The organism is Klebsiella planticola (assembly GCF_000783935.2).
GTDB classification, from domain to species: domain Bacteria; phylum Pseudomonadota; class Gammaproteobacteria; order Enterobacterales; family Enterobacteriaceae; genus Klebsiella; species Klebsiella planticola.
This window is the reverse complement of the sequence record NZ_CP026047.1, coordinates 3336472-3362275: the sequence shown is the minus strand read 5'-3', so window position 1 is coordinate 3362275 and position 25804 is coordinate 3336472. Positions and strand designations below refer to the sequence as shown.

General features: G+C 56.1%; 24 protein-coding genes. 3 read left to right on the top strand and 21 right to left on the bottom strand.

The annotated features are described in order from the left end of the window. Positions 1-13: 13 nt before the first annotated feature. The 12 genes from ybgE to sdhC form a co-directional block, all read right to left on the bottom strand. Positions 14-307, bottom strand: a complete 294-nt coding sequence (gene ybgE, locus MC50_RS16215) for a cyd operon protein YbgE (RefSeq protein WP_032697724.1) — start codon at positions 305-307, stop codon at positions 14-16. Continuing rightward, positions 307-420 carry a cytochrome bd-I oxidase subunit CydX gene (cydX, locus tag MC50_RS16210; protein WP_004859685.1) on the bottom strand — a complete coding sequence of 38 codons (114 nt, stop codon included), beginning with the start codon at positions 418-420 and terminating at the stop codon, positions 307-309. Before cydX ends, ybgE begins: the two co-directional genes overlap by 1 nt. A gap of 15 nt (positions 421-435) precedes the next feature. Further along, positions 436-1575 (bottom strand): cytochrome d ubiquinol oxidase subunit II, encoded by a 1140-nt coding sequence (cydB, locus tag MC50_RS16205; RefSeq protein ID WP_032688794.1) that lies wholly within the window; start codon positions 1573-1575, stop codon positions 436-438. Positions 1576-1590: 15 nt separating this feature from the next. Further along, the gene (cydA, locus tag MC50_RS16200) at positions 1591-3159 is read right to left on the bottom strand and encodes a cytochrome ubiquinol oxidase subunit I (RefSeq protein ID WP_032688796.1); all 1569 of its coding nucleotides are present in this window, start codon (positions 3157-3159) and stop codon (positions 1591-1593) included. Positions 3160-3999: 840 nt separating this feature from the next. Continuing rightward, a complete protein-coding gene (gene sucD / locus MC50_RS16195) occupies positions 4000-4869 on the bottom strand; it encodes a succinate--CoA ligase subunit alpha (RefSeq protein WP_032688797.1) in 870 nt (289 codons plus the stop codon). Next, the gene (gene sucC, locus MC50_RS16190) at positions 4869-6035 is read right to left on the bottom strand and encodes an ADP-forming succinate--CoA ligase subunit beta (protein ID WP_004859677.1); all 1167 of its coding nucleotides are present in this window, start codon (positions 6033-6035) and stop codon (positions 4869-4871) included. Before sucC ends, sucD begins: the two co-directional genes overlap by 1 nt. 145 nt (positions 6036-6180) lie before the next feature. Next, entirely contained in the window at positions 6181-7401 is a 1221-nt protein-coding gene (gene odhB / locus MC50_RS16180) for a 2-oxoglutarate dehydrogenase complex dihydrolipoyllysine-residue succinyltransferase (protein WP_032688799.1), read from the bottom strand. 14 nt (positions 7402-7415) lie between these two features. Then, a complete protein-coding gene (gene sucA, locus MC50_RS16175; RefSeq protein WP_004859672.1) occupies positions 7416-10223 on the bottom strand; it encodes a 2-oxoglutarate dehydrogenase E1 component in 2808 nt (935 codons plus the stop codon). A 507-nt stretch (positions 10224-10730) separates the two neighbouring features. Then, entirely contained in the window at positions 10731-11447 is a 717-nt protein-coding gene (sdhB, locus tag MC50_RS16170; protein ID WP_004859670.1) for a succinate dehydrogenase iron-sulfur subunit SdhB, read from the bottom strand. A 15-nt stretch (positions 11448-11462) separates the two neighbouring features. After that, a complete protein-coding gene (sdhA, locus tag MC50_RS16165) occupies positions 11463-13229 on the bottom strand; it encodes a succinate dehydrogenase flavoprotein subunit (RefSeq protein WP_004859668.1) in 1767 nt (588 codons plus the stop codon). Beyond that, positions 13229-13576 (bottom strand): succinate dehydrogenase membrane anchor subunit, encoded by a 348-nt coding sequence (gene sdhD / locus MC50_RS16160; protein ID WP_004859665.1) that lies wholly within the window; start codon positions 13574-13576, stop codon positions 13229-13231. Before sdhD ends, sdhA begins: the two co-directional genes overlap by 1 nt. Further along, complete coding sequence (gene sdhC, locus MC50_RS16155; RefSeq protein ID WP_004859662.1) at positions 13570-13974, bottom strand: succinate dehydrogenase cytochrome b556 subunit; 405 nt, start codon at positions 13972-13974, stop codon at positions 13570-13572. Before sdhC ends, sdhD begins: the two co-directional genes overlap by 7 nt. A gap of 324 nt (positions 13975-14298) precedes the next feature. On the opposite strand from sdhC, the gene MC50_RS29375 reads away from it, so the two are divergent. Then, entirely contained in the window at positions 14299-14430 is a 132-nt protein-coding gene (locus tag MC50_RS29375; RefSeq protein WP_418325369.1) for a hypothetical protein, read from the top strand. 181 nt (positions 14431-14611) lie between these two features. Next, positions 14612-15898, top strand: a complete 1287-nt coding sequence (locus MC50_RS16140; RefSeq protein ID WP_032688800.1) for a citrate synthase — start codon at positions 14612-14614, stop codon at positions 15896-15898. Positions 15899-16148: 250 nt separating this feature from the next. Here MC50_RS16140 and nei read toward each other — a convergent pair whose 3' ends face one another. The 8 genes from nei to MC50_RS16100 all read right to left on the bottom strand — a co-directional run bounded on the left by nei (position 16149) and on the right by MC50_RS16100 (position 22469). Then, positions 16149-16940: an endonuclease VIII gene (gene nei, locus MC50_RS16135; protein WP_046852912.1), complete on the bottom strand. Its 792-nt coding sequence runs from the start codon at positions 16938-16940 to the stop codon at positions 16149-16151. Between the two features lie 15 nt (positions 16941-16955). After that, a complete protein-coding gene (gene pcp / locus MC50_RS16130) occupies positions 16956-17600 on the bottom strand; it encodes a pyroglutamyl-peptidase I (protein ID WP_047664385.1) in 645 nt (214 codons plus the stop codon). 9 nt (positions 17601-17609) lie between these two features. After that, positions 17610-18605 (bottom strand): DUF979 domain-containing protein, encoded by a 996-nt coding sequence (locus MC50_RS16125; protein ID WP_032700559.1) that lies wholly within the window; start codon positions 18603-18605, stop codon positions 17610-17612. Then, positions 18602-19330: a DUF969 domain-containing protein gene (locus MC50_RS16120; protein ID WP_032688805.1), complete on the bottom strand. Its 729-nt coding sequence runs from the start codon at positions 19328-19330 to the stop codon at positions 18602-18604. The genes MC50_RS16125 and MC50_RS16120 overlap by 4 nt, the downstream gene beginning before the upstream one ends. 62 nt (positions 19331-19392) lie before the next feature. Beyond that, a complete protein-coding gene (gene pxpA, locus MC50_RS16115; protein WP_032688806.1) occupies positions 19393-20139 on the bottom strand; it encodes a 5-oxoprolinase subunit PxpA in 747 nt (248 codons plus the stop codon). Then, the gene (gene pxpC, locus MC50_RS16110; protein ID WP_047664384.1) at positions 20129-21061 is read right to left on the bottom strand and encodes a 5-oxoprolinase subunit PxpC; all 933 of its coding nucleotides are present in this window, start codon (positions 21059-21061) and stop codon (positions 20129-20131) included. The genes pxpA and pxpC overlap by 11 nt, the downstream gene beginning before the upstream one ends. Then, positions 21055-21711, bottom strand: a complete 657-nt coding sequence (gene pxpB, locus MC50_RS16105; RefSeq protein ID WP_032688997.1) for a 5-oxoprolinase subunit PxpB — start codon at positions 21709-21711, stop codon at positions 21055-21057. The genes pxpC and pxpB overlap by 7 nt, the downstream gene beginning before the upstream one ends. Before the next feature lie 14 nt (positions 21712-21725). Then, positions 21726-22469, bottom strand: a complete 744-nt coding sequence (locus MC50_RS16100) for a type 2 GTP cyclohydrolase I (RefSeq protein WP_032688809.1) — start codon at positions 22467-22469, stop codon at positions 21726-21728. 270 nt (positions 22470-22739) lie between these two features. Here MC50_RS16100 and dtpD point away from each other — a divergent pair, with 270 nt between their 5' ends. After that, a complete protein-coding gene (dtpD, locus tag MC50_RS16095; protein ID WP_032700563.1) occupies positions 22740-24218 on the top strand; it encodes a dipeptide permease DtpD in 1479 nt (492 codons plus the stop codon). Here dtpD and phrB read toward each other — a convergent pair. Next, positions 24190-25632 carry a deoxyribodipyrimidine photo-lyase gene (gene phrB, locus MC50_RS16090; RefSeq protein WP_032688812.1) on the bottom strand — a complete coding sequence of 481 codons (1443 nt, stop codon included), beginning with the start codon at positions 25630-25632 and terminating at the stop codon, positions 24190-24192. The two genes, dtpD and phrB, sit on opposite strands and share 29 nt — an antisense overlap. Positions 25633-25804: the final 172 nt, after the last annotated feature.

Here is a 25804-nt window from a genome sequence, read left to right as displayed (position 1 = left end):
ATTCTCTTCTCTTTCAAAAGAAGAAAAAAAACAGCCCCGTGATGAGTACAATATCAGCGATAAGTGGACAAAAAATCCCTTGCCAGTGAATGGCCTGCGGGCGAAAGCCCACGCCGTGGATAACCCCGGCGCACACGGCCCACATCAGCAGGAAGCCGTGCCAGATCTCCAGCTCGCTGGTCTTTGCCGCAAAGCGCGACGGATCCCAGAAAATGCAGCCGGCCAACAGCAGTGCCATCAATAAGGAAAGCGCCCTTAACGGGCGCTTATCCATTATCGCATACAGCGTTGCGATAATTTTACTCATCAGTGTTCTTCTTTACCTGCTTTGGTGCTTTCCACGTGCTCAAGCGCTAACGCAGTGATAACCCCAAAGGCACAGGCAAGAAGCGTTCCCAAAATCCATGCGAAATACCACATATCTAGCTCCTTACCTTAATACAACGAGTGGGTGTTCTTTTCGATGTCTTCGCGGGTAATGCGACCGAACATCTTCCAGTAACACCAGGTGGTGTAGCCCAGAATAATCGGCACGAAGACAATCGCCACGTAGGTCATCAGGTTCAGCGTTCTTTGGCTGGAGGTTGAATCCCACATGGTCAGGCTAACGTTCATCATCGTGCTGGACGGCATGATGAACGGGAACATCGCAATCCCGGCGGTCAGAATGATGCAGGCCAGCGTCAGAGAAGAGAAGATAAACGCCAGAGCGCCCTTCTCCATCCGCGAAGTCAGGATAGTCAGCAGCGGCAATACTACGCCCAGTGCCGGGATAGCCCACAGCGAAGGCATATTATTGAAGTTCACCAACCATGCACCAGCCTGACGTGTCACTTCTTTAGTCAGCGGGTTAGATGGCGCAGAGTGGTCGATAGCCGAGGTGACCACATAACCGTCGATCCCGTATACCACCCAGACACCGGCCAGCAGGAAGCAAACCAGCGTCACCAGTGCCGCAACCTGAGAGGTCGCGCGAGCACGCAGGTGCAGCTCACCCACGGTACGCATCTGCAGGTAGGTAGCCCCCTGCGTCAGAATCATCGCCACGCTAACAATACCGGCCAGCAGACCAAACGGGTTCAGCAGCTGGAAGAAATTGCCGGTGTAGTACAGGCGCATATATTCATCCATATGGAACGGTACGCCCTGCAGCAGGTTACCGAACGCGACGCCAATCACCAGCGGCGGTACGAAGCTACCGATGAAGATGCCCCAGTCCCACATGTTGCGCCAGCGGGTGTCTTCAATCTTCGAGCGGTAGTCAAAACCAACCGGACGGAAGAACAAAGAGGCCAGCACCAGAATCATCGCCACATAGAAGCCGGAGAACGCGGCGGCATAGACCGTCGGCCAGGCAGCAAACAGCGCGCCGCCGGCGGTGATCAGCCACACCTGGTTTCCGTCCCAGTGCGGAGCGATGGAGTTAATCATGATTCGACGCTCGGTGTCATTACGACCGAGGAAACGGGTGAGCATGCCCACCCCCATGTCGAAGCCATCGGTGACGGCGAAACCAATCAGCAGAACACCGATCAGTAGCCACCAGATAAAACGCAATACTTCATAATCGATCATTTGACGACTCCTGTCTTAGCGTGCCGGCTGAGTAGTCGTGGAAGACTGCTCGTAGTGGTAGCGACCGGTTTTCAGGCTGCTTGGTCCACGGCGTGCGAATTTGAACATCAGATACAGCTCCGCGACCAGGAACAGGGTGTACAGACCGCAAATCAGCAGCATCGAGAAGATCAGGTCGCCCGCGGTCAGGGACGAGTTGGCTACCGCAGTAGGCAGTACCTCACCTATCGCCCACGGCTGACGACCATATTCCGCTACGAACCAACCGGACTCGATAGCGATCCACGGCAGAGGAATTGCGTACAGCGCAATGCGCAGCAGCCATTTCTTCTCGCCAATCTGGTTACGAATAACGGTCCAGAACGATGCCGCGATGATACCGAGCATCAGGATGCCGCAGGCCACCATGATACGGAACGCGAAGTACAGCGGCGCAACGCGAGGAATAGAGTCTTTCGTCGCCATAGCAATCTGCGCTTCCGTCGCGTCAGAGACGTTCGGGGTATAGCGTTTCAGCAGCAGACCGTAGCCCAGATCTTTCTTCACGTTGTTGAATTCATCACGTACAGCCTGATCGGTTGAGCCTGCGCGCAGCTCTTCCAGCAGGGTGTAAGCTTTCATCCCGTTACGAATACGCGCTTCGTGCTGTGCCAGCAGGTCTTTCAGACCAATAACCGGCGTGTCCACGGAACGAGTGGCAATAATACCCAACGCATAAGGAATCTGGATGGCGAAGTGGTTGGTTTGCGCATCCTGGTCCGGAATACCAAACAGGGTAAAGGCAGCCGGAGCTGGCTGGGTTTCCCATTCGGCTTCGATAGCCGCAAGTTTAGTTTTCTGCACGTCACCCATTTCGTAACCGGATTCATCACCGAGTACGATAACGGAGAGAATCGCCGCCATACCGAAGCTGGCAGCAATGGCAAAGGAGCGTTTAGCGAAAGCGAAGTCGCGACCGCGCAGCATATAGTAGGAGCTGATACCCAGGACGAACATCGCGCCGCAGACGTAGCCGGATGCGACGGTATGGACAAATTTCACCTGAGCAACCGGGTTCAGAACCAGTTCGGAGAAACTGACCATCTCCATACGCATGGTTTCAAAGTTGAAATCCGAGGCGATCGGGTTTTGCATCCAGCCGTTGGCCACGAGGATCCACAATGCAGACAAGTTGGAACCCAGTGCCACCAGCCAGGTCACCGCCATGTGCTGAACTTTGCCCAGACGATCCCAACCGAAGAAGAACAGACCTACAAAGGTAGATTCGAGGAAGAAGGCCATCAGACCTTCAATGGCCAGAGGCGCACCGAAGATATCGCCCACGTAGTGAGAGTAATAAGACCAGTTTGTCCCGAACTGGAACTCCATGGTCAACCCGGTTGCTACACCCAGCGCAAAGTTGATACCAAACAACTTGCCCCAGAATTTGGTCATATCTTTATAAATCTGTTTGCCGGAAAGGACGTAAACCGTTTCCATGATGGCCAGCAGGAACGCCATACCGAGCGTCAGTGGCACAAAAAGGAAGTGGTACATCGCGGTCAAGGCAAACTGTAAGCGCGACAGTTCGACTATATCTAACATCATGACTCCTTGCTCATCGCATGAAGACTCCGAGAATGAACCCTGCACACCGGGTTCATACGCATGCCCCAATACAAAATAACTTGCTTCCCGCTTCGTTACCGTTTCGTCGCCTGATGAAACAGCTCCTCGCAAAGGTTACAAATACGTTAACGAAAAACCCAATTGATTCCCCAATATATTACGCCGCAATAACCTTACAATAAACAGGATTTTATTGAATCCGTTTTACATTTACGACGGTGATCAATATATAGCGAAAATGCCTGAATTAGGCCAATTTGATTGGCGACAATTTAACGTTTTTTTGTGGTTTTTTCCAAGCTTTACGTATTGATATAAATCAATTTTTCTCACCCATGTTAATTATGTATCCCAACAAAGAATAATGGTGAAAGTAATGTTAAATATATGTTTAAAGCATGCCGATAATGGTTACTAAAAAGAGAGATATGAGAAGTATAGGTAATATGATTTAACTTTAAGGCGTATCGTGTGAAAAAAAATAGCGATCTGATTAATGTTAGACGCTTCACAGTATTTTTTCCTGATAGACAGCATCAATTAAATCATCATTTTTATCTTTTCATTTTCTGGCAAAAAATAGCAGTGAGAATCATTCCCTCCCCTGCCGAAAATAGCTTGTTATTATTTATGAAAAAAAGGTGTTAAATCAATACAATAGAAATGGTTTTTCTCAATGACTGCGGTCTGCCACGGCAAAACCAGGTCGCGGCCCCTCTTGAAACGGTGGCAAAAACAGGCATAAAAAAGGCCACCTGACGGTGGCCAACCATGTCGAAATCGGACATTTAACTGCTCAGCTTGAGCAGAGAGGGTTTACTTAATGATTGATTTCAGCGCTTCGCCGATATCCGCGAGACTACGAACGGTTTTCACGCCCGCCGCTTCCAGCGCAGCAAATTTCTCATCAGCCGTGCCTTTACCGCCTGCGATAATGGCGCCCGCGTGGCCCATACGCTTGCCTTTCGGCGCGGTCACACCGGCGATGTAACCGACAACCGGCTTGGTGACGTGATCTTTGATGTAGGCAGCCGCTTCTTCTTCCGCGCTACCGCCGATCTCACCGATCATTACGATCGCTTCGGTCTGCGGATCTTCCTCGAACAGTTTCAGGATGTCGATGAAGTTAGAGCCCGGGATCGGGTCGCCGCCGATACCGACACAGGTAGACTGGCCGAAACCGTAATCGGTGGTCTGCTTAACCGCTTCATAGGTCAGCGTACCGGAGCGGGAAACGATACCCACTTTACCCGGCTGATGAATGTGGCCCGGCATGATGCCGATTTTGCAAGCGCCTGGGGTGATAACGCCCGGGCAGTTCGGGCCGATCATCCGCACGCCGGCTTCATCCAGCTTCACTTTCACCGTCAGCATATCCAGCGTCGGAATACCTTCGGTGATGGTAATGATAAGCTTAATGCCCGCATCGATAGCTTCCAGAATGGAGTCTTTGCAGAACGGCGCCGGAACGTAGATAACGGTCGCGGTCGCGCCGGTCGCTTCAACGGCTTCGCGTACGGTGTTGAACACCGGCAGACCCAGGTGAGTGGTGCCGCCTTTGCCTGGCGTAACGCCGCCGACCATTTGGGTACCGTAAGCAATTGCTTGTTCAGAGTGGAAAGTCCCCTGGCTACCGGTGAAGCCCTGGCAGATAACCTTGGTGTTTTTATCAATTAAAATGGACATTATTTCCCCTCCACTGCGGCAACAACCTGCTGTGCTGCGTCCGTCAGACTTTTCGCTGCAATAATATTCAGGCCGCTGTCAGCCAGTTTCTTCGCGCCCAGTTCGGCGTTGTTCCCTTCCAGACGTACGACAACCGGTACGTTTACGCCAACTTCTGCTACCGCGCCGATGATGCCGTCAGCGATCAGGTCGCAACGAACGATACCGCCGAAGATGTTAACCAGTACGGCTTTAACATTGCTGTCGGAAAGAATGATTTTGAACGCTTCGGTCACGCGCTCTTTGGTTGCGCCGCCGCCCACGTCAAGGAAGTTAGCCGGTTCGCCGCCGTGCAGCTTAACGATGTCCATGGTGCCCATTGCCAGGCCCGCGCCGTTAACCATACAACCGATGTTGCCGTCCAGCGCAACGTAGTTCAGCTCCCACTGCGCAGCCTGCGCTTCACGCGGGTCTTCCTGAGACTGGTCGCGCATTTCACGCAGATCCGGCTGGCGGAACAACGCATTGCCATCGGCGCCCAGTTTGCCATCGAGGCAGATCAGATCGCCCTGCTTAGTGATAACCAGCGGGTTAATTTCGATCAGCGCCAGGTCGCGCTCCAGGAAGATGGTCGCCAGACCCATAAAGATTTTGGTGAACTGCTGAACCTGCTTACCTTCCAGACCCAGTTTGAACGCCAGCTCACGACCCTGGTAAGGCATCGGGCCTGCCAGCGGATCGATCGCAATTTTGTGGATCAGGTGCGGGGTTTCTTCCGCCACTTTTTCGATTTCCACGCCGCCTTCGGTGGAGGCCATGAACACGACGCGACGGGAGCTACGGTCAACAACCGCACCCAGATACAGCTCTTTGGCGATATCTGTCGCTGCTTCAACCAGAATCTGGTTAACCGGCTGGCCGTTGGCGTCTGTCTGGTAGGTCACCAGGCGTTTGCCCAGCCAGTGCTCAGCAAATGCGCGAATGTCTTCTTTACTGTTAACTACTTTCACACCGCCCGCTTTACCGCGGCCACCAGCGTGAACCTGACATTTCACTACCCACGGACCCGCGCCGATTTTTGATGCGGCTTCTTCTGCTTCGCGCGGAGTAGTACAGGCATAACCCACCGGCGCCGGTAAGCCATAGCGGGCAAACAGTTGTTTTGCCTGATATTCATGTAAGTTCATGTGTTCAGTCCATCCTTCAGGGAATAATTATCTTTAAACCTGTAGGCCTGATAAGACGCGGCTGCGTCGCCATCAGGCATCTCATCAACGCCGGATGGCGGCGTAAACGCCTTATCCGGCCTACGGTAGGTAATACTCTTGCTGACTACACGTCCAGCAGCAGACGAGTCGGGTCTTCCAGCAGCTCTTTGATAGCAACCAGGAAGCCTACCGATTCACGTCCATCGATCAGACGGTGGTCGTAAGAGAGCGCCAGGTACATCATTGGCAGAATTTCTACCTTGCCATTGACCGCCATCGGGCGATCTTTAATGGCATGCATACCCAGAATCGCGCTCTGCGGTGGGTTGATGATTGGCGTGGACATCAGAGAACCGAATACGCCGCCGTTGGTAATGGTGAAGTTACCGCCGGTCAGGTCATCTACGGTCAGCTTGCCGTCACGGCCTTTCACTGCCAGCTCTTTAATATTCTTTTCGATATCCGCCATGCCCAGCAGATCAACATCACGCAGAACCGGAGTCACCAGACCGCGCGGCGTAGAGACCGCCATGCTGACGTCGAAGTAGTTGTGATACACCACATCATCGCCATCGATAGAGGCGTTCACTTCCGGATAGCGTTTCAGCGCTTCAACCACGGCTTTCACGTAGAAGGACATAAAGCCCAGACGGATACCGTGACGTTTTTCGAAGGCATCGCCGTACTGCTTACGCAGATCCATAATCGGCTTCATGTTGACTTCGTTGAAGGTCGTCAGCATGGCGGTGGAGTTCTTCGCTTCCAGCAGACGCTCGGCAACGCGTTTGCGCAGGCGGGTCATCGGAACGCGTTTTTCAGAACGGTGGCCCAGTTGTGCAACCGGTGCTGCCGCTGCGGCAGGTGCTTTGGCTTCGGCTTTAGCCGGTGCCGCCGCCAGATGTTTCTCCACATCTTCACGGGTCAGGCGGCCGCCGACGCCGGTGCCTTTGATGGCAGCCGCATCGAGGTTGTGTTCAGCCAGCAGACGGCGAATCGCCGGGCTGAGGGCATCATTGCTCTGCTCTTCCAGAGACGCCTGCTGACGCTGAGCCGGGGTAGACTCTTTCGCATCGGCTTTCGCCGCGGACTCTTTACCCGCGCTGTTGCCTTCACGCAGGCGACCGAGGATCTGGCGAGAAAGTACGGTGGCACCTTCGTCTTCCAGCACTGCATCCAGAATGCCGTCCGCTGAAGCCGGTACTTCCAGTACCACTTTGTCAGTTTCGATTTCCACCAGCACTTCATCACGCTGGACGCTATCGCCCGGTTTTTTATGCCAGGTCGCAACCGTCGCGTCAGCTACGGACTCAGGCAGATCGGGAACCAGAATATCTACGCTACTCATTATGTATCCTTTAATTAATCGACGTTCAGCGCGTCATTGACCAGATCTTGTTGCTGTTTCTGGTGAACGGACATATACCCTACCGCCGGAGAGGCGGAGGCCGGGCGGCCTGCGTAACGCAGAGAGGCCCCAAACGGAATCACTTCGCGGAAGTGATGCTGGCTGCAGTACCACGCGCCCTGGTTGAGCGGTTCTTCCTGGCACCAGACAAAATCATGCACGTGAGCGTAAGGCTTCAGCGCTTCCTGTACCGCCTGATGCGGGAACGGATAGAGCTGCTCTATACGCACGATAGCGACATCTTTTTGGTCGTTTTTACGGCGTTGTTCCAGCAGATCGTAATAAACCTTACCAGAGCACAGGACAACACGCTTCACCGCTTTCGGGTCGAGATCATCGATTTCACCGATGGCCGGCAGGAAGGTGCCGTTCGCCAGTTCGTCCAGGCTGGAGACCGCCAGCGGATGACGCAGCAGAGATTTCGGCGACATCACCACCAGCGGACGACGCATACCGCGCAGCGCCTGACGACGCAGCATGTGGTAAACCTGAGCCGGAGTTGATGGCACACAAACCTGCATATTCTGTTCAGCGCACAGCTGCAGATAGCGTTCCAGACGCGCGGAGGAGTGCTCCGGGCCCTGGCCTTCGTAGCCGTGCGGCAGCAGCATGACCAGACCACACATCCGGCCCCACTTCTGCTCGCCGGAGCTGATGAACTGATCGATCACCACCTGAGCGCCGTTAGCAAAGTCACCAAACTGCGCTTCCCAGATAGTCAGGGTGCGCGGTTCCGCAGTGGCGTAGCCGTATTCGAACGCCAGCACCGCTTCTTCAGACAGCACGGAGTCCCAGACTTTGAAATGCTCCTGGCCGTTATGCACATGCTGCAGCGGGGTGTAGGTCGAGCCGTTCACCTGGTTATGAATCACGGAATGGCGGTGGAAGAAGGTACCGCGGCCGGAGTCTTCACCGGAGAGACGAATCGGAATACCTTCATCAACCAGCGTGGCGTAGGCCAGGTTTTCCGCCGCGCCCCAGTCGAACAGCTTCTCGCCGGCAGCCATCGCCTGGCGATCGCCATAAATCTTCGCCACACGAGACTGCATTTCAATGCTGTCCGGCACGGTGCTGATGCGTTTAGCCAGCTCCTGCAGACGTTTCATCTCGACTTTACTCGGGTAGCTCTCATCCCACTCGTGGTTGAGGTACGGCGACCAGGTAAAGGAGTGCAGATTCATCGGACGCCATTCCTCAACCACGCATTCGCCGGCATCCAGCGCATCACGATAGAGGTTAACCAGTTCGGTCGCATCTTCCAGGGTCGACACTTTGTCCTGCTCAAGTTTGTCGGCGTAGATTTTGCGCGGAGTCGGATGTTTTTTGATTTTCTGATACATCAGCGGCTGCGTTGCGCTCGGCTCGTCGGCTTCGTTATGGCCGTGACGGCGGTAGCACACCAGGTCGATGAAGACATCGCGTTTGAAAGTATTACGGAAATCCAGCGCCAGGCGGGTAACGAAAGCAACGGCTTCCGGATCGTCCGCGTTCACGTGGAAGATCGGCGCCTGAACCATTTTACCGATATCGGTGCAGTATGGCGTGGAGCGCGCATCCAGCGGGTTCGAGGTGGTGAAGCCCACCTGGTTGTTGATAACGATACGTACGGTACCGCCCACTTCGTAGCCACGCGCCTTGGACATGTTCAGGGTTTCCTGAACCACGCCCTGACCCGTCACCGCGGCGTCGCCGTGGATAGTAATCGGCAGCACTTTATTGCTGCTCGGCTCGTCGAGGCGATCGAGACGCGCGCGAACCGACCCGATAACCACCGGGCTGACGATTTCGAGGTGCGACGGGTTAAACGCCAGCGCCAGGTGCACCAGGCCGCCTTCGGTTTCCATGTCAGAAGAGAAGCCCATGTGGTACTTCACGTCACCGGTGCCGAGGTGTTCTTTATGCTTGCCGGCGAATTCGTCGAACAGATCCTGCGGTTTTTTACCCAGAACGTTAACCAGCACGTTCAGACGACCGCGGTGCGCCATGCCGAGCACCACTTCACGGGTGCCGCTTTTGCCTGCGTGACGGATCATCTCTTTGAGCATCGGGATCAGCGCATCGCCGCCTTCCAGCGAGAAGCGTTTGGCGCCCGGGAATTTCGCGCCGAGGTAACGTTCCAGGCCTTCGGCTGCTGTCAGCTCGGTCAGGAAACGTTTCTTCTCGTCAGCGGTAAAGCTGGCTTTCCCTGCTACCGACTCAATACGCTGCTGAATCCAGCGTTTTTCTTCGGTAGAGGTGATGTGCATGTATTCCGCGCCGATAGCGCCGCAGTAGGTTTGTTTGAGCGCGGCAATCAGCTCGCCCAGTTTCATCGTATCTTTGCCGATAGCAAATGAACCTACGTTATAGCTTTCCTGGAAATCGGCCTCGGTCAGATCGTGGTATGCAGGATCGAGATCCGCCACTCTCTCTTGCTTCCACAGTCCCAGCGGATCGAGATTCGCATGCTGGTGACCACGGAAGCGATATGCGTTGATGAGCTGCAGGACTTTAACCTGCTTCACATTGGTATCAGGGTCGGAAATCGAAGAAGTGTAACGTGAGGCATCCTTCGCCAGTCGACGGAAATAATCACGCGTTTTCGAATGAAATTGATCCGGTTTGACTCCGGTGCCAGGTAACTGCTGGAACATAGAACGCCAGTTGGCGTCAACAGAGTCAGGATCGGTTAAGAAGTCTTCATAGAGCTGTTCTATCCAGCTCTGGTTCGAACCAGAGAGGTAAGAAGAGTCCAGCCAGGCTTTCATTGCGCCGTTCTGCATCGTGATCCCTTAAGCATTTATATGCTTATTTCGCCGTAGAAACTACCACGCACAGCAAGTGTACGTGCCGGGGTTCACTTGTTGCGGACGAGTTGTGGCTTCTGCGTCCGCGAAGGAACCTTTAAAAACTGCCATTAATCTTCGGCGTTCAGGCTGCGGTTGCGTTAGCTGCCTTCACTTACCCCGGCCACATAGTTCACTCTGCTCCCGGGGATGCGTTCAGTTGCCGCCTTACCTTGCGCTGAACGCCTTGATTACTGGTACATATTTGGCGGTTTTTAAAGATTTCCTGCCATCCCCTTCATACTTCAAGTTACATGTGCGTTGGCTTTCCTCACTCACCCCAGTCACTTACTTGAGTAAGCTCCTGGGGATTCGCGGCGTCGCCGCCTTCCTGTAACTCGAATTATTTAGGGTATTCATTTCCCGGCGGCACAAACGCTGCCGGGGCTACTGCTTCGGGTAGCCCGGATAAGCGATAGCGCCATCCGGGACAGACCGGGTTACTTACGCACTACGTTGCAGCAGCATCGACTTAATATGGCCGATGGCGCGCGTCGGGTTAAGCCCCTTCGGACATACACTGACGCAGTTCATGATGCTGTGACAGCGGAATACGCTGAAAGCATCGCTTAACCCTTCGAGACGGCTGTCGGTTTCAGTATCGCGACTGTCAATCAGGAAACGATACGCCGCCAGCAGACCTGCCGGGCCGATAAACTTGTCCGGGTTCCACCAGAACGACGGGCAAGAGGTTGAACAACATGCGCAAAGAATACACTCGTACAGACCGTCGAGTTTTTCGCGCTGCTCTGGCTTCTGCAGATGCTCGCGAGCCGGAGGATTTTGCCCATTATTCAACAAGTAAGGCTTAATCTTCTCATATTGTGCATAGAATTGCCCCATGTCTACAACCAAATCGCGGATAACCGGCAAACCGGGCAGCGGACGGATGACAATTTTCTTACCCGGCTGATTCAGCGCGGAGATCGGCGTGATACACGCCAGACCGTTTTTACCGTTCATGTTCAGACCATCGGAGCCACAGACCCCTTCACGGCAGGAACGACGAAATGAGAGCGACGGGTCTTTTTCTTTCAGCTGCATCAGGGCATCCAGCAGCATCATGTCACGACCTTCTTCCGCTTCGAGGGTGTAATCCTGCATGCGCGGAGCATCGTCAACGTCCGGGTTATAACGATAAATTGAAAACTCTAGTTTCATTTTCCTGTCTCCGCATTAATAAGTACGAATCTTCGGCGGGAATGCCGGACGCAGTTTCGGTTCCATGTTGACGCTACGACGCGTCATGGATTCCGACTCTGGCAGATACAGGGAATGGCACAGCCAGTTTTCGTCATCACGATCCGGGAAGTCGAAGCGGCTATGCGCGCCGCGGCTTTCGGTACGGAAGTTTGCAGAAACCGCGGTGGCATAGGCAGTTTCCATCAGGTTATCCAGCTCCAGGCACTCAACGCGCTGGGTGTTGAACTCGCTGGAGGTGTCATCCAGGCGCGCATTTTTCAGGCGCTCGCGGATTGCTTTCAGCTGCTCAAGCCCTTTGGCCATCGCATCGCCTTCGCGGAATACCGAGAAGTTATGCTGCATACACTCTTGCAGCGCTTTGCGGATTTCCACCGGATCTTCACCGTTACGGTTACCGTTCCAGCGGTTCAGGCGCTCAAGGGACGCGTCGATTTCGGCTTCGGTAGCGTCAAGCAGATCGCCCTGCTCGGCAATCGACTCCTGCAGATGCAGACCGACCGCACGACCGAACACCACCAGGTCAAGCAGGGAGTTGCCGCCCAGACGGTTGGCACCGTGGACCGATACGCAGGCAATTTCGCCGACGGCGAACAGGCCAGGAATCACCACGTCTTCACCCTGCTCGTTCACGGTCAGCGCCTGACCGGTCACTTTGGTCGGAATACCGCCCATCATGTAGTGGCAGGTTGGGATAACCGGAATCGGCTCTTTCACCGGGTCGACGTGGGCGAAGGTACGCGAAAGCTCCAGGATACCCGGCAGACGGGATTCCAGAACCTCTTTACCCAGGTGGTCCAGTTTCAGCTTCGCATGCGGGCCCCACGGGCCGTCACAGCCGCGACCTTCACGGATTTCGATCATGATGGAACGCGCCACCACGTCACGACCCGCCAGGTCTTTCGCATTCGGGGCATAACGCTCCATAAAGCGCTCGCCGTGTTTATTCAGCAGATAACCGCCTTCACCGCGGCAGCCTTCAGTCACCAGAACGCCCGCACCGGCGATACCGGTCGGGTGGAACTGCCACATTTCCATATCCTGCACCGGCACGCCGGCGCGAATCGCCATACCGACGCCGTCACCGGTGTTGATGTGGGCGTTAGTTGTAGACTGGTAGATACGGCCTGCGCCGCCGGTTGCCAGCACGGTCGCACGCGCTTTGAAGTAAACCACTTCACCGGTCTCGATGCACAATGCGGTACAACCGACCACCGCGCCATCGGCGTTTTTCACCAGATCCAGCGCATACCACTCGGAGAAAATGGTGGTGTGGTTTTTCAGGTTCTGCTGATAAAGGGTATGCAGCAGCGCGTGACCGGTACGGTCAGCCGCCGCAGCGGTACGTGCCGCCTGTTCGCCGCCGAAGTTTTTCGACTGGCCGCCAAACGGACGCTGATAAATGGTGCCATTCTCCAGACGGGAGAACGGCAGACCCATATGGTCAAGCTCCAGAATCGCTTCCGGGCCGGTCTTACACATATATTCGATGGCGTCCTGGTCACCGATATAATCGGAGCCTTTCACCGTGTCATACATATGCCATTCCCAGTTATCTTCATGGGTATTACCGAGCGCCACGGTGATGCCACCCTGCGCGGAAACGGTATGGGAACGGGTAGGGAACACTTTAGAGAGCAGCGCACAGGTCTGGCCGCTCTGGGAAATTTGCAGCGCCGCGCGCATACCTGCGCCACCGGCACCAATCACAACTGCATCAAATTCTCTGACAGGCAATTTCATCACACACCCCACACCACAACAAATCCATAAAGAACGTAAGCCACCAGCGCAACAACGATAACCAGTTGCAGAATTAAGCGTACAGCCAGCGGTTTAACGTAGTCCGTCAACACCTGCCACATCCCGATCCAGGCGTGAATCAGAATGGAAACGAGGGCTAACAGGGTGAAGACTTTAGTGAATGCGGAGGAGAAAAAGCCCGTCCAGACTTCCCAGGAAATTTCACCGGTGGTGGCAAAAAAGCCGACCATGTAGATGATGTAAAGGGTCAGAACGATGGCGGTAGCACGAACCAGAATGAAGTCATGTACGCCGTTGCGTCCCAGTGCTGAGGCGTTGCTTACCATACGAGGACTCCTGCGAGAAGTGAAAGCACGACAGTAATAACAAAAGAGATCTTAGCGGAGCGTGTCCCTACTTCGAGGGTTTCTTCCAGGTAGCCAAAATCCATCAGCAGGTGGCGGATACCGACAACGGCGTGGTATGCCAGCGCGGTCAGGATGCCCCACATGATGAACTTCACAAAGAAGCTATCCATGATGGAAGACGCAACGAGGAAACCTTCTGGAGAGGAAAGGCTGGTGCCCAGCAACCAAAGCAGAATCCCGACCGCCACGAAGGTGATCACACCGGAAACGCGATGGAGAATGGACGCTATCGCTGTGATTGGGAACCGGATCGTTTGCAGATCCAGATTGACAGGTCTTTGTTTTTTCACATTTCTTACCATGAATAACGCCCACATGCTGTTCTTATTGTTTCCTTCCTCCGGTCTGCTTGCGGGTCAGACAGCGTCCTTTCTATAACCTGTGGTCATGATAAAACCCCTTTTCAAGAGCTAAAACGTGACCAGACAACGCTGGGTGGCTCGGGATTGCAGGGTGTTCCGGAGACCTGGCGGCAGTATAGGCCGTTCACAAAATCATTACAATTAACCTACATATAGTTTGTCGGGTTTTGTCCGGAACAGTGATCGATGTCACGATAACAACATTATTTTAAATTTTAATCACCTGATTTGACAAATATTAAACATTCTTGTTACAACCATTACCAGATAAATGCAATAATGCTCAAAAGTTATGGGGTCACTCTTTCACCTGAGAATAAGTTATGCAACAGTGTGATGGTATTGACCGATGTAATCAGGACAGTTATTAGTGGTATACAGATTTTTAAATTCGGACTGCTAAAACGCTGATTTGCTGCTGTTTCGTCGTAGGCTGAAGACGTACCATCAAGCGCCTTTGCTCTGTACCCTGCAATTTCCGCTGACGCAGAGCTGTGTGCAACATAACAAACTGGTAACGTAGTCAGGCACGGGCCGAAGGCAAATCCACACCCGGCAGTCTTACGCAATAAAGGCGCTAAGGAGACCATAAATGTCTGATGCTAAAGCAAAAATCACCCTAGGCGGTGATACTGCTATTGAACTGGATGTGCTAAAGGGCACGCTCGGTCAGGATGTTATTGATATTCGTAGTCTTGGATCAAAAGGCGTATTCACCTTTGACCCTGGTTTCACTTCCACCGCATCCTGTGAATCTAAAATCACGTTTATCGATGGTGATGAAGGTATCCTGCTCCACCGTGGTTTCCCGATCGATCAGTTAGCGACCGAGTCCAACTACCTCGAAGTGTGCTACATCCTGCTGAACGGTGAAAAGCCGAACCAGGAACAGTACAACGAATTCAAGACCATCGTTACCCGCCATACCATGATCCACGAGCAGATTACCCGTCTGTTCCACGCGTTTCGCCGTGACTCCCACCCGATGGCGGTCATGTGCGGTATCACCGGCGCGCTGGCCGCGTTCTATCACGACTCCCTGGATGTCAACAATCCACGCCACCGTGAAATCGCCGCCTATCGCCTGCTGTCCAAAATGCCGACAATGGCAGCAATGTGTTACAAATATTCAATCGGCCAGCCTTTCGTTTATCCGCGCAATGACCTCTCCTACGCGGGCAACTTCCTGAATATGATGTTCTCCACGCCGTGTGAAACCTACGAGGTTAACCCGGTACTGGAACGCGCCATGGACCGTATTCTGATCCTGCACGCTGACCACGAACAGAACGCATCCACCTCCACCGTCCGTACCGCAGGTTCTTCTGGCGCGAATCCGTTCGCCTGTATCGCTGCGGGCATCGCCTCCCTGTGGGGACCGGCGCACGGTGGCGCGAACGAAGCTGCGCTGAAGATGCTGGAAGAGATCAGTTCCGTTGAGCACATTCCGGAATTTGTCCGTCGCGCGAAAGACAAAAACGACTCTTTCCGTCTGATGGGCTTCGGCCACCGCGTGTACAAAAACTACGACCCGCGCGCCACCGTGATGCGTGAAACCTGCCATGAAGTGCTGAAAGAACTGGGCACCAAAGACGATCTGCTGGAAGTGGCCATGGAACTTGAGCACATCGCGCTCAACGACCCGTACTTCATCGAGAAGAAACTCTACCCGAACGTCGATTTCTACTCCGGTATCATTCTGAAAGCGATGGGCATTCCGTCCTCCATGTTTACCGTTATCTTCGCGATGGCGCGTACCGTAGGCTGGATTGCTCACTGGAACGAAATGCACAGCGACGGCATGAAAATCGCGCGTCCGCGTCAGCTGTATACCGGCTACGAAAAACGCGACTTCAAATCCGACGTGGCCAAAAGCTAAGTTCGATCCTGAAGACAAAAAACGCGCCTGCGGGCGCGTTTTTTATTGTTAACAACGTGCATTCTGCCGGAATTAACCGGCGGCGCTTCGCTTGTGCAGGCCGACAAAAGCGGGTCGATAGCGCAGCCGCTTACACGAGTCAGATACCAGGCCGGTGGATACCGTAGGCCGGGTCGGGCGTCAGCCGCCACCCGGCACGAAATACGGGCACAATGTCTACAAAAGAGCGATGGGGTGACTCAACGTATCGCTAATGCTGACATCCCGGACACCAGTAAAATGGCCGCGACGCGAGCATTGTTTTCTCGATAATCCCGCCGCAGCGCTCGCAGATTTCGCCATCGCGATGGAAAACTTTAAAGCGGAACAGCGCGCCATGATGTTTATTCTCATCCACCGTACCGCGGGTGCGATACGACAGGCGTGGAATATCCAGCAGCGCATGGGCCAGGGCGTCGAGCTGCTTATCATCGAGCGCCGATGCGTGATGCCGCCCGCTCAACCCGACCTGCCAGAGAATCTCCACGCGTAAATAGTTTCCCAGCCCGGCCAGAAACGCCTGATCCAGCAGCAAAGCGGATAACTGCCGTCGGCGGAATCTGGCCGACAGCAGGCGGGCTTTGACCGATTCCGCGGTCAGCGTCATATCCAGCACATCGGGTCCTACCCGCAATAAAAACGGATGCGTAGCCAGCTGCTCCGGCGTCAGAATGTCGATATCCGACGCGCTATAGAGCAAAATCGCCTTCTCCGCCGTCTGCAGTCTGACCCGCAGCACGCGGTTGCTGACCGGCTGTGCGCCAGCCTCCACCACGCGCCAGACGCCGTACAGCTGATTATGACTGTAGAGCGTCAACCCGCCGGAGAAATGCGTCAGCAGCGCTTTACCGCGGGTTTCTATCTGGGTTACCCGCTGGCCCACCAGCGGAGCCTGATACACATGTAGCTGCGGAAAAGCGAACCAGACATCGGTAAGGGGTTCGCCTTTGACCGCCGCCTCCAGGCTATCCGCCGCGCGGCGGATCTCCGGACCTTCCGGCATAGTAGCGTCCTTCTGTTAGTGCGTTGCACCGCCGACAATTTTCACATCCCCCTCCTGGCGCAGGGAGATGGCAATCGCCGTCTCCAGCGCCGCACGGACGGTTTGGAGCGCCATACTCGCCTCACCCGGATGGGCGGCCGCCTGCTCCGGGAGGTACGGAATATGGATAAAGCCGCCTTTCGCCCCGGTTCTCCCGTTTAATGCATGCAGCAGACCATACATCACGTGGTTGCAGACGAATGTCCCCGCCGTTTGCGACACCGATGCCGGTATGCCCTGCTCGCGCAGCGCCGCGACGATCGCTTTCACCGGCAGACTGCTGAACCAGGCCGCCGGACCGCCGGCCACCACCGGCACGTCAACCGGCTGTTGGCCTTTATTATCGGCAATACGCGCATCATCGACATTTATCGCTACACGTTCGACGGTAATATCGACACGACCACCCGCCTGCCCGACCGCTATCGTTAACAGCGGTTGATACTCATCCAGCGCCGCATACAGCGCCGTCAGGGCCTCACCGAATACACAGGGCAGCTGTCGTGCGACCACGCGCTCACCGCCAATTATCGTGCCATCGAGCTGCTTCACCACTTCCCACGAAGGGTTCACCGCCTCACCGCCAAAGGGTTCAAATCCGGTGATTAATACGCCCGCCATCTTTCCTCCTTACAGGAACATCAGGAAATAGAGTAGAAATACGTTGACGATCAGCAGCAGTACGCCGGTCGGAATCTGCGCCTTAATCACCGCGTTTTTATCCGGCAATTCCAGCAGCGCCGCCGGCACGATGTTGAAGTTTGCCGCCATCGGCGTCATCAGGGTCCCGCAGTAGCCGGAGAACATACCGATCGCCGCCATCACCGCCGGATTCCCGCCGTGCTGAAGCACCAGAATCGGAATACCAATCCCCGCCGTGACAATCGGGAAGGCGGCAAACGCATTGCCCATGATCATCGTCAGCAGCGCCATGCCAATGGTATAGACCGCCACCGCGACAAAACGGCTGTCTACCGCCAGATAATGCTCGGTGAGCCAGGCAATACTGCTACCTACTCCGGCGCTGGTAAACAGCAGCCCCAGTACCGCCAGGATCTGCGGCAAAATAAACGCCCAGCCCACCGAATCCAGCAGACGACGCGCCTCCTGTAGCGGCTGTGCGACATTTTCCCGGGTCATGCGAATCGCCATCATCAGGCCAATCAGCGTCCCGGCGGTCATCGAGAACAGCGTAATCAGCGTGGCATGATTACCCGGGCCAAACACCCGGACTTGCCACGATGGCAGATTATTAAACAGCAGCACCCCGATCACCGTGACAACCGGAATGGCCAGCGCCGGATAAAACAGCCGGTTACCCAGGCGGGTCGCGCTGGCGGTTCGCTCTTGCTGGGTGCGCTGGTGATAGCTACCCAGCCTGACGCCGCCAAAACCGGCAATCAGCGCCAGCGCGACGACGGCAACGCCGACGGCAATATTGACCGAGCGCTTGTCGTCCACCCACTGATAAGTCCAGTCGCCAAGCAGGAACAGCAGACCATAGAGCCCCCAGAACAGGCCGGTGGTCAGGCGACGAGGGTTGCTTTTGTCGCGCCATGACATGACCGCGACCACCAGCAGAACGACGCCCGCCAGCCAGTAGAGCCAGGTTTGTTGAAAATTCATGCCACACCGCCTTTCGCCTGCGCGGCGGCGTTCACTTTATCCAGCTCGCGCTGCAGATGACGATCGAGTCGCCACAGACGCGCTGAATGGATCGCGAAGGCGCAAATCGCCGTCGGGATCCCCCACAGGGCAATATGCAGCGGTTCAGTCTGGATCCCACCGGACTCCAGCATAAAGTTGTGCATAAAGATGATGGCGCCGAAGGCGACGAAAATGTCTTCGCCAAAGAACAGGCCGACGTTGTCCGTCGCCGCCGACATCGCGCGTAAGCGATAGCGAATGCTCCCGGGCAGCGGACCTAACGTTTTTTCCGCCGCCCCTTCCGCCATCGGCGCCAGCAGCGGACGCACCATTTGCGGATGGCCCCCCAGGCTGGTTAACCCCAGCGCAGCCGTCGCTTCGCGTACGAACAGGTAGACGATCAGCAGACGTCCGGCGGTGGCGCTGTGGATCTTCGCGATCCACGCCTGGGCGCGCTCTTTCAGGCCGTGCCGTTCGAGCAGCCCAATGACCGCCAGCGGCAGCAAGAGAATAAATGGCAGGTTGCGGGTGTTAAGAAACCCCTCCCCCAGCTTTTCCAGAATGGTGGCGATGGGCATTTGTGCCGCCACGCCGGTAACAATTCCAGAGATAATGACCACTAAAACCGGATTAAAACGCAAAATAAATCCGACCACAATCACGGCAATGCCGATCAGCGGCCAGAGAGATATCGCTTCTCCCATGATAACGTCCTGTTAGTTGTGAGTGTTGTTGTGAGTGTTGTAATGCCTTAATAATTATTTTTTTATTCTTCTGTCTGCGCACTAACCTGAATATTGCGTCCGGCAAAAGCCGCGCGCAAACGGCGTGCAAAATCCAGCGCATGTTCACCGTCACCGTGAAGACACACGGTGTCGGCAATAACGTGCGCCCATTCACCGGTGATACTGCGTACCCGATGATGCTGCACCATTTCCAGCGTCTGCGCCAACGCCTGCTCTTCGCTGTCGATAAGCGCCCCGGGCTGTGAACGCGGCACCAGGCTACCGTCAGCCAGATACCCGCGATCGGCAAATACCTCCTGCCGCGTAATCAACTTGTAATGCTGCCCGGCGCGAATTAATTCGCTCCCGGCCAGTCCGACCAGGATCAGCGCAGGATCGAAATCTCGCACCGCCCGGGCAATCGCATCGGCCAGCGGCGCCTCTTTTGCCGCCTGATTGTAGAGCATACCGTGCGGCTTCACGTGCTTCAGTTCGCCGCCTTCCGCGCGCACGATCGCCGCCAGCGCGCCAATCTGATACAGCATCTGGGCATAAACCGTCTCCGGCGGTAGCTGCATCGCGGTGCGGCCAAAATTTTCCCGATCGGGAAAGCTGGGGTGCGCCCCGACGGCCACGCCGTTTTTCAACGCCTCGCGCACGCATTTATGCATCAATAACGCATCGCCGGCATGAAAACCGCAGGCGATATTGGCGGAGGAGACCAGCTGTAACAACGCGCTATCGCTCGCGCAGCCTTCCCCCAGATCGGCATTTAAATCAATGATCATCGCTCAGTCTCCATGCCAGTTGTTGCAGATAACGCTGCTGATCCGCACGCGCCTTCAACGCCTCTTCCAGCGTGCACGGAACAAAATGAATCGGTTGGCCCAGCGGAATTTGCGCCAGCTGGTACATATCAGCGTCGATAATGCAGGCAATACGCGGATAGCCGCCGGTGGTCTGCGCATCGTTCATCAAGACAATCGGCTGACCGTTATGCGGAACCTGTACTACCCCCGGCAGCAGGCCGTGCGAAAACATTTCGCGATCGGTGGTGCGCGTAAGCGGTTGGCCCTGCAGGCGATATCCCATCCGGTTGCTCTGGGCGCTAAGCTGCCAGGGGGAACGCCAGAACGCCCCCTGCGAGGCCCGATCAAATTCATGGTACTCCGGTCCTGGCAACGCGCGGATGCGGTTGCCGATCGGCAGTGACTTAACGCCGCGCGACGTACTGAATCGTCGCGACGCTTTCCCCAGCTTCAGCCGATCGCCATCCTGCAGGCGCCGCCCTTCAAGGCCGCCAATGCCGACTTTCAGATCGGTACAGCGCGAACCGAGCACCACCGGGACATCAATGCCCCCGGCCACCGCCAGATAGCTGCGGATCCCGTACTGCGGGGTTTTAAGCACCAGATGCTGCCCGGCCTTCGCCGCTATTCGCCAGCCAACCCATACCGGCTTGTCGTCCAGCATAGCTTCACAGGCAGCACCGGTCAGCGCAAACCAGCAGTCACGTTCAAACTGAATATCCACCTGGCCGAGCGTAATCTCCAGCGCGGCGGCATTCGCCGCGTTGCCGACCAGCAGGTTGGCAATCACCAGCGAGGGTTTATCCAGCGCACCGCAGAGACTGATCCCCGACTGCCGCTGTCCTTCACGTCCGCCATCCTGTACCGAGGTGTACATTCCGGCGCGGATCATCTTCAACATACCCCCTCCTTTTGCGGCACAAAGCGGACTCGATCTCCGGAACGCAGCAGCACGGGCTCCTGACGCAGGGGATCAAAGAGCGCCAGCGGCGTACGGCCCAGCAGCTGCCATCCGCCCGGTGTCGCCAGCGGATATACGCCGGTCTGGGCGCCGCCGATGCCGACAGAACCGGCGGGGACCCGCAGACGCGGTTCCGCATGTCGCGGCATCGCTAAACGCGCCGGCAGTCCGCCGAGATAAGGAAATCCCGGCTGGAAACCAAGAAACCACACCACGTACTCGACGGAGGCGTGCAGTTCGACAACCTGCTTTTCAGTCAACCCGCTGTGCCGCGCCACGTTCGCCAGATCGGGGCCGTCTTCGCCGCCGTAGATAACCGGAATAGTCATCAGCCGTGACGGTGGCTCCAGCGCCTCGCTCTCCTCCCACCAGCGCTGCAACTGCTCAATCGCATCCCATGCCATCTCCTGCGGATGGCGCAGCACCACGGTAATATTGTTCATCCCCGGTATCGCATCCAGGGCCTCTTCGTGATCCGCCAGTCTCTGAGCCAGGCGCCAGATACGCTTTTGACTTTCCAGCGTGACCGGGGGTTCGAGCTCCAGAACCACGGCGGTTTCGCCTAACATGTAACAACGCGCTCGCTGCACTTTTCTCTCTCTCATCAGGCCGGGTTAGGGATATCAATGAAGGTCACATCCAGATCGGTATTTTCGGTCAGCCATTCGCTCAACGCGCGAATACCGCCGCGTTCGGTGGCATGATGCCCGGCAGCATAAAAATGCAGGGACTGCTCGCGCGCGGAGTGGATAGTTTGCTCCGAGACTTCACCGGTAATAAACGCATCGACGCCAAAGCGAGCGGCGCTGTCAATAAAGCTCTGGCCACCGCCGGTACACCAGGCGACACGGGCCACTTTTTCTGCCCCGGTATCGCCGCACCACAGCGGCTTGCGTCCCAGGCGCGCCTCAATCCACGAAGCCAGCTCCAGCCCGGAAACCGGCATCGACAGCTCTCCCCACGGGACCAGCGGCTCAATTTCACCCATGACGGTGATCCCCAGCAGCTGCGCCAGCTGGACGTTATTCCCCAGTTCCGGGTGGGCATCCAGCGGCAGATGCCAGCCATAGAGATTGATATCATTTGCCAGCAGCGTCTTCAGGCGCTGGCGTTTAATGCCGCGAATCACCGGCGATTCGCCTTTCCAGAAATAACCATGATGAACTATCACCGCATCCGCCTGCAGGCGCACGGCCTCATCCAACAGCGCCTGGCTGGCGGTGACGCCGGTGACAATTTTTTGCACCGTCTCACGCCCTTCCACCTGAAGGCCATTTGGCGCGTAGTCGCTGAATGTCGCGCTATTGAGCTTTTCGTTAATCAGTTGTTCCAGTTCGCTATTTTTCATTGCCGCTCCATCAGGTCATCATTTTGTGCACAGGCATAACATAGCGGTATCCGCGTAGATCGTCGATAGCCTCTGCGCAAGAGGGGCTAGTTTGACTTTTAGCTTAATCCCGCAATTTGTCTACCCACCCCGTGATGCATTCGTGTATATTTATGCACTATTAAAGCATATTAAATAACCAGAAAGCCTTTAAGACCATGAATAACACTACCAAACCGCTATTCATGCAGAAATATCGACTTTCGTTTTACGGCAGGAACCAGGCGTTACATGAACAGACAATCATCGCAACCGCGCGCCATCTATTACGTCGTCGCGCTGCAAATTTGGGAATATTTCAGTTTTTACGGCATGCGGGCGCTGCTGATTTTGTATCTCACCAATCAGCTTAAGTACGACGATAGTCACGCCTACGCCCTCTTCAGCGCATACTGCTCTCTGGTGTACGTCACGCCGATTCTCGGCGGTTTCCTGGCCGATAAGCTCCTCGGCAACCGAATGGCGGTGATGCTCGGCGCGTTGCTGATGGCCATTGGCCATCTGGTGTTGGGCGCCAGCGAAATTGCGCCGACCTTCCTCTATCTGTCGCTCGCCATCATCGTCTGCGGTTACGGATTGTTTAAATCCAACGTCAGCTGCCTGTTGGGAGAGCTGTACGAACCCACCGATCCACGCCGCGATGGCGGCTTCTCGCTGATGTATGCGGCGGGGAATATCGGTTCAATCGTCGCCCCCATCGCCTGCGGATATGTGCAGGAAGAGTACAGCTGGGCAATGGGCTTCGCCCTCGCCGCCGTCGGGATGATTGCCGGGCTGGTGATTTTCCTCTGCGGCAGCCGCCATTTTCGTCACACCTCGGGCGTCAATCGCCAGGCGCTCTGCGCGCGCCGCTTTATGCTGCCTAACTGGGGCTGGCTGCTGGTTCTGCTGATCGTGGCCCCGCTGCTGATCACCGTGCTGTTCTGGAAAGAGTGGTCGGTCTATGCGCTGATCGTGGCGACCATTGTCGGCCTGGTGGTCCTGGCCAGAATTTATCTGCGGGCAGAGACGGCCAAACAACGTAGAGACCTGCGACTCATTATTGTCCTGACCGGATTCAGCCTGCTGTTCTGGGCTTTCGCTCAACAGGGCGGCAGCTCCATCAGCCTGTATATCGACCGCTTCGTGAACCGGCATATCATGAGTTATGAGGTCCCGACCGCGATGTTCCAGTCGGTGAACGCCTTTGCGGTCATGCTCTGCGGAATGGTGCTGGCCTGGGTGGTGAAAGAGAATATTAACGGCAATCGTACCGTGCGGATCTGGGGTAAATTTGCGCTGGGTCTGGGGCTGATGAGCGCCGGCTTCTGCATTCTGACCCTGAGCGCGCGCTGGTCGGCCGCCTACGGGCACTCGTCGATGCCGCTGATGGTACTGGGTCTGGCGGTGATGGGCTTTGCCGAACTGTTTATCGACCCGGTAGCGATGTCGCAAATCACCCGCATCGAAATCCCCGGCGTGACCGGCGTGCTGACCGGCATCTATATGCTGCTCTCCGGCGCCATCGCCAACTATCTGGCCGGCGTGATTGCCGACCAGACGGCGCAGGGCGCGTTCGATGAAGCCGGTGCGACCAGCTACGCCATTGATGCCTATATTAACCTGTTCAGCCAAATCACCTGGGGGGCTTTAGCCTGCGTCGGCCTGGTGCTGGTCATCTGGCTGTATCACGCCCTGCGGGTCAGGACCCGCGCCCTGGCCGTGGAGTAAGGCTTTTACTGGCGGCCTCCCAGGCCGCCAGCGTCTCCAGCCGCGCCTGCTTGTGATCGACCAGCGGACGCGGATAGTTCAGGCTCACCCTCTGTTTATCGGCCCAAATCCACGGCTGATGCAGCGCCTTATCAGGGACATCTGCCAGCTCAGGCAGCCATTGCCGAATAAACGCCCCGCCCTTATCAAACTTCTCTCCCTGGGTGGTCGGATTAAATATACGAAAATAAGGGGCGGCGTCGGTGCCTGTCGAAGCTGCCCACTGCCAGCCGCCGTTATTCGCCGCCAGGTCGCCGTCAATCAGCCGGTTGATAAAATAGCGCTCGCCCGCGCGCCAGTCGATGCGCAGGTCCTTGACCAGAAAACTGGCGGCAATCATCCGCAGCCGATTATGCATCCACCCCGTGGCATTGAGCTGGCGCATGGCGGCATCGACGATCGGAAAACCCGTTTTCCCGGCTTGCCACGCCTCTAATCCTTGCACATCGTCCCGCCATGTCACGTTATCGGTCCAGGCAATAAACGGGCGCCCTTTGCATAAGTCCGGGTAGAACACCATCAAATGCCGGTAAAACTCCCGCCAGATCAGTTCGTTCAGCCAGACGGAGCCTGCTTCACCGTCGAGCGCTGCGGGCTGCTCAGCCAGCAGTCGATGCAGGCACTGGCGCGGGGAAAGTACCCCCACGGCCAGACATGGCGACAGCCGACTGGTGCCTTCCGTGGCGGGAAAATCACGCTGCAGGTCATAATCGGCGGCTTGCTGCTGGCAGAAACGGCGCAGTCGGGCGATAGCCGTTTTCTCATCCTCGGCAAAAAGGTGGGGATCAAAAGCCTCCTGCGGATAGCCAATCTCCGGCAGCGGCGCTGGCGTCAGCGGGCCGTGGCCGCGCACCGTTGGTGCGGCCACGCACTCCGGCAGCGCCTCACGCAGTCGACGGAGAAAAGCGTTTTTAAAGGGAGTAAACACCTTATACATTTCGTGATTCCCGGTCAGCACGCTGCCAGGAGACAGTAAAAGCGCATCGTCAAACCCGTGACACACCACGCCGCTCAGCCGCTTTTCCACCGCGGCATCGCGCTGCCGCTCGTTAATTTCGTACTGATAGTTATAAAACAGGTGGCTGACCTGCTGCTGCGCGCAATAGTCAGCCAGCAGCTGGACGCTGGCCGAAAAATCCTCCGCCTCCGCCACCTGCAACGCAATTCCTCGCTCGGCAAGGGCTGACTGCAGGCTACGCAGATGGCGGACGATAAAAGCCGCCTGCCGCGGCGCCATACCGTGCTGATGCCACTGGCCCGGCGTGGCGATAAACAGCGCCAGCACGCGGGCATGCGGATCGCGACAGGCGGCGGCAAGCGCCTGGTTGTCATGGATACGTAAGTCAGCGCGAAACCAAACCAGATGAGTGGCCATAAAACTCCTGCAATCAGTAACATTCATGGATTCGATACCACCAGGCCGCGTAAGAAACCCGTACTCCGCGGGGTACGTATCAGGAAATTCAGATATAGAGTGTTGCAGGAGGCGCGCAGGCGCAAGCAGAGGTCGTCGACCCGGGCAAAAAAAAACCGCCGGAGAACCGGCG

Bases quoted from the DNA above. Each gene is read 5' to 3' on its own strand.
- sdhA (WP_004859668.1), bottom strand. From the start codon at position 13,229: ATGAAATTGCCTGTCAGAGAATTTGATGCAGTTGTGATTGGTGCCGGT.
- MC50_RS16140 (WP_032688800.1), top strand. From the start codon at position 14,612: ATGTCTGATGCTAAAGCAAAAATCACCCTAGGCGGTGATACTGCTATT.
- MC50_RS16125 (WP_032700559.1), bottom strand. From the start codon at position 18,605: ATGAATTTTCAACAAACCTGGCTCTACTGGCTGGCGGGCGTCGTTCTG.
- ybgE (WP_032697724.1), bottom strand. From the start codon at position 307: ATGAGTAAAATTATCGCAACGCTGTATGCGATAATGGATAAGCGCCCG.
- sucC (WP_004859677.1), bottom strand. From the start codon at position 6,035: ATGAACTTACATGAATATCAGGCAAAACAACTGTTTGCCCGCTATGGC.
- phrB (WP_032688812.1), bottom strand. From the start codon at position 25,632: ATGGCCACTCATCTGGTTTGGTTTCGCGCTGACTTACGTATCCATGAC.
- cydB (WP_032688794.1), bottom strand. From the start codon at position 1,575: ATGATCGATTATGAAGTATTGCGTTTTATCTGGTGGCTACTGATCGGT.
- MC50_RS29375 (WP_418325369.1), top strand. From the start codon at position 14,299: ATGCTCAAAAGTTATGGGGTCACTCTTTCACCTGAGAATAAGTTATGC.
- pxpC (WP_047664384.1), bottom strand. From the start codon at position 21,061: ATGTTGAAGATGATCCGCGCCGGAATGTACACCTCGGTACAGGATGGC.
- sucD (WP_032688797.1), bottom strand. From the start codon at position 4,869: ATGTCCATTTTAATTGATAAAAACACCAAGGTTATCTGCCAGGGCTTC.
- cydA (WP_032688796.1), bottom strand. From the start codon at position 3,159: ATGTTAGATATAGTCGAACTGTCGCGCTTACAGTTTGCCTTGACCGCG.
- MC50_RS16100 (WP_032688809.1), bottom strand. From the start codon at position 22,469: ATGAAAAATAGCGAACTGGAACAACTGATTAACGAAAAGCTCAATAGC.
- sdhB (WP_004859670.1), bottom strand. From the start codon at position 11,447: ATGAAACTAGAGTTTTCAATTTATCGTTATAACCCGGACGTTGACGAT.
- nei (WP_046852912.1), bottom strand. From the start codon at position 16,940: ATGCCGGAAGGTCCGGAGATCCGCCGCGCGGCGGATAGCCTGGAGGCG.
- sdhD (WP_004859665.1), bottom strand. From the start codon at position 13,576: ATGGTAAGCAACGCCTCAGCACTGGGACGCAACGGCGTACATGACTTC.
- cydX (WP_004859685.1), bottom strand. From the start codon at position 420: ATGTGGTATTTCGCATGGATTTTGGGAACGCTTCTTGCCTGTGCCTTT.
- dtpD (WP_032700563.1), top strand. From the start codon at position 22,740: ATGAACAGACAATCATCGCAACCGCGCGCCATCTATTACGTCGTCGCG.
- pcp (WP_047664385.1), bottom strand. From the start codon at position 17,600: ATGGCGGGCGTATTAATCACCGGATTTGAACCCTTTGGCGGTGAGGCG.
- sdhC (WP_004859662.1), bottom strand. From the start codon at position 13,974: ATGTGGGCGTTATTCATGGTAAGAAATGTGAAAAAACAAAGACCTGTC.
- pxpA (WP_032688806.1), bottom strand. From the start codon at position 20,139: ATGATCATTGATTTAAATGCCGATCTGGGGGAAGGCTGCGCGAGCGAT.
- sucA (WP_004859672.1), bottom strand. From the start codon at position 10,223: ATGCAGAACGGCGCAATGAAAGCCTGGCTGGACTCTTCTTACCTCTCT.
- MC50_RS16120 (WP_032688805.1), bottom strand. From the start codon at position 19,330: ATGGGAGAAGCGATATCTCTCTGGCCGCTGATCGGCATTGCCGTGATT.
- odhB (WP_032688799.1), bottom strand. From the start codon at position 7,401: ATGAGTAGCGTAGATATTCTGGTTCCCGATCTGCCTGAGTCCGTAGCT.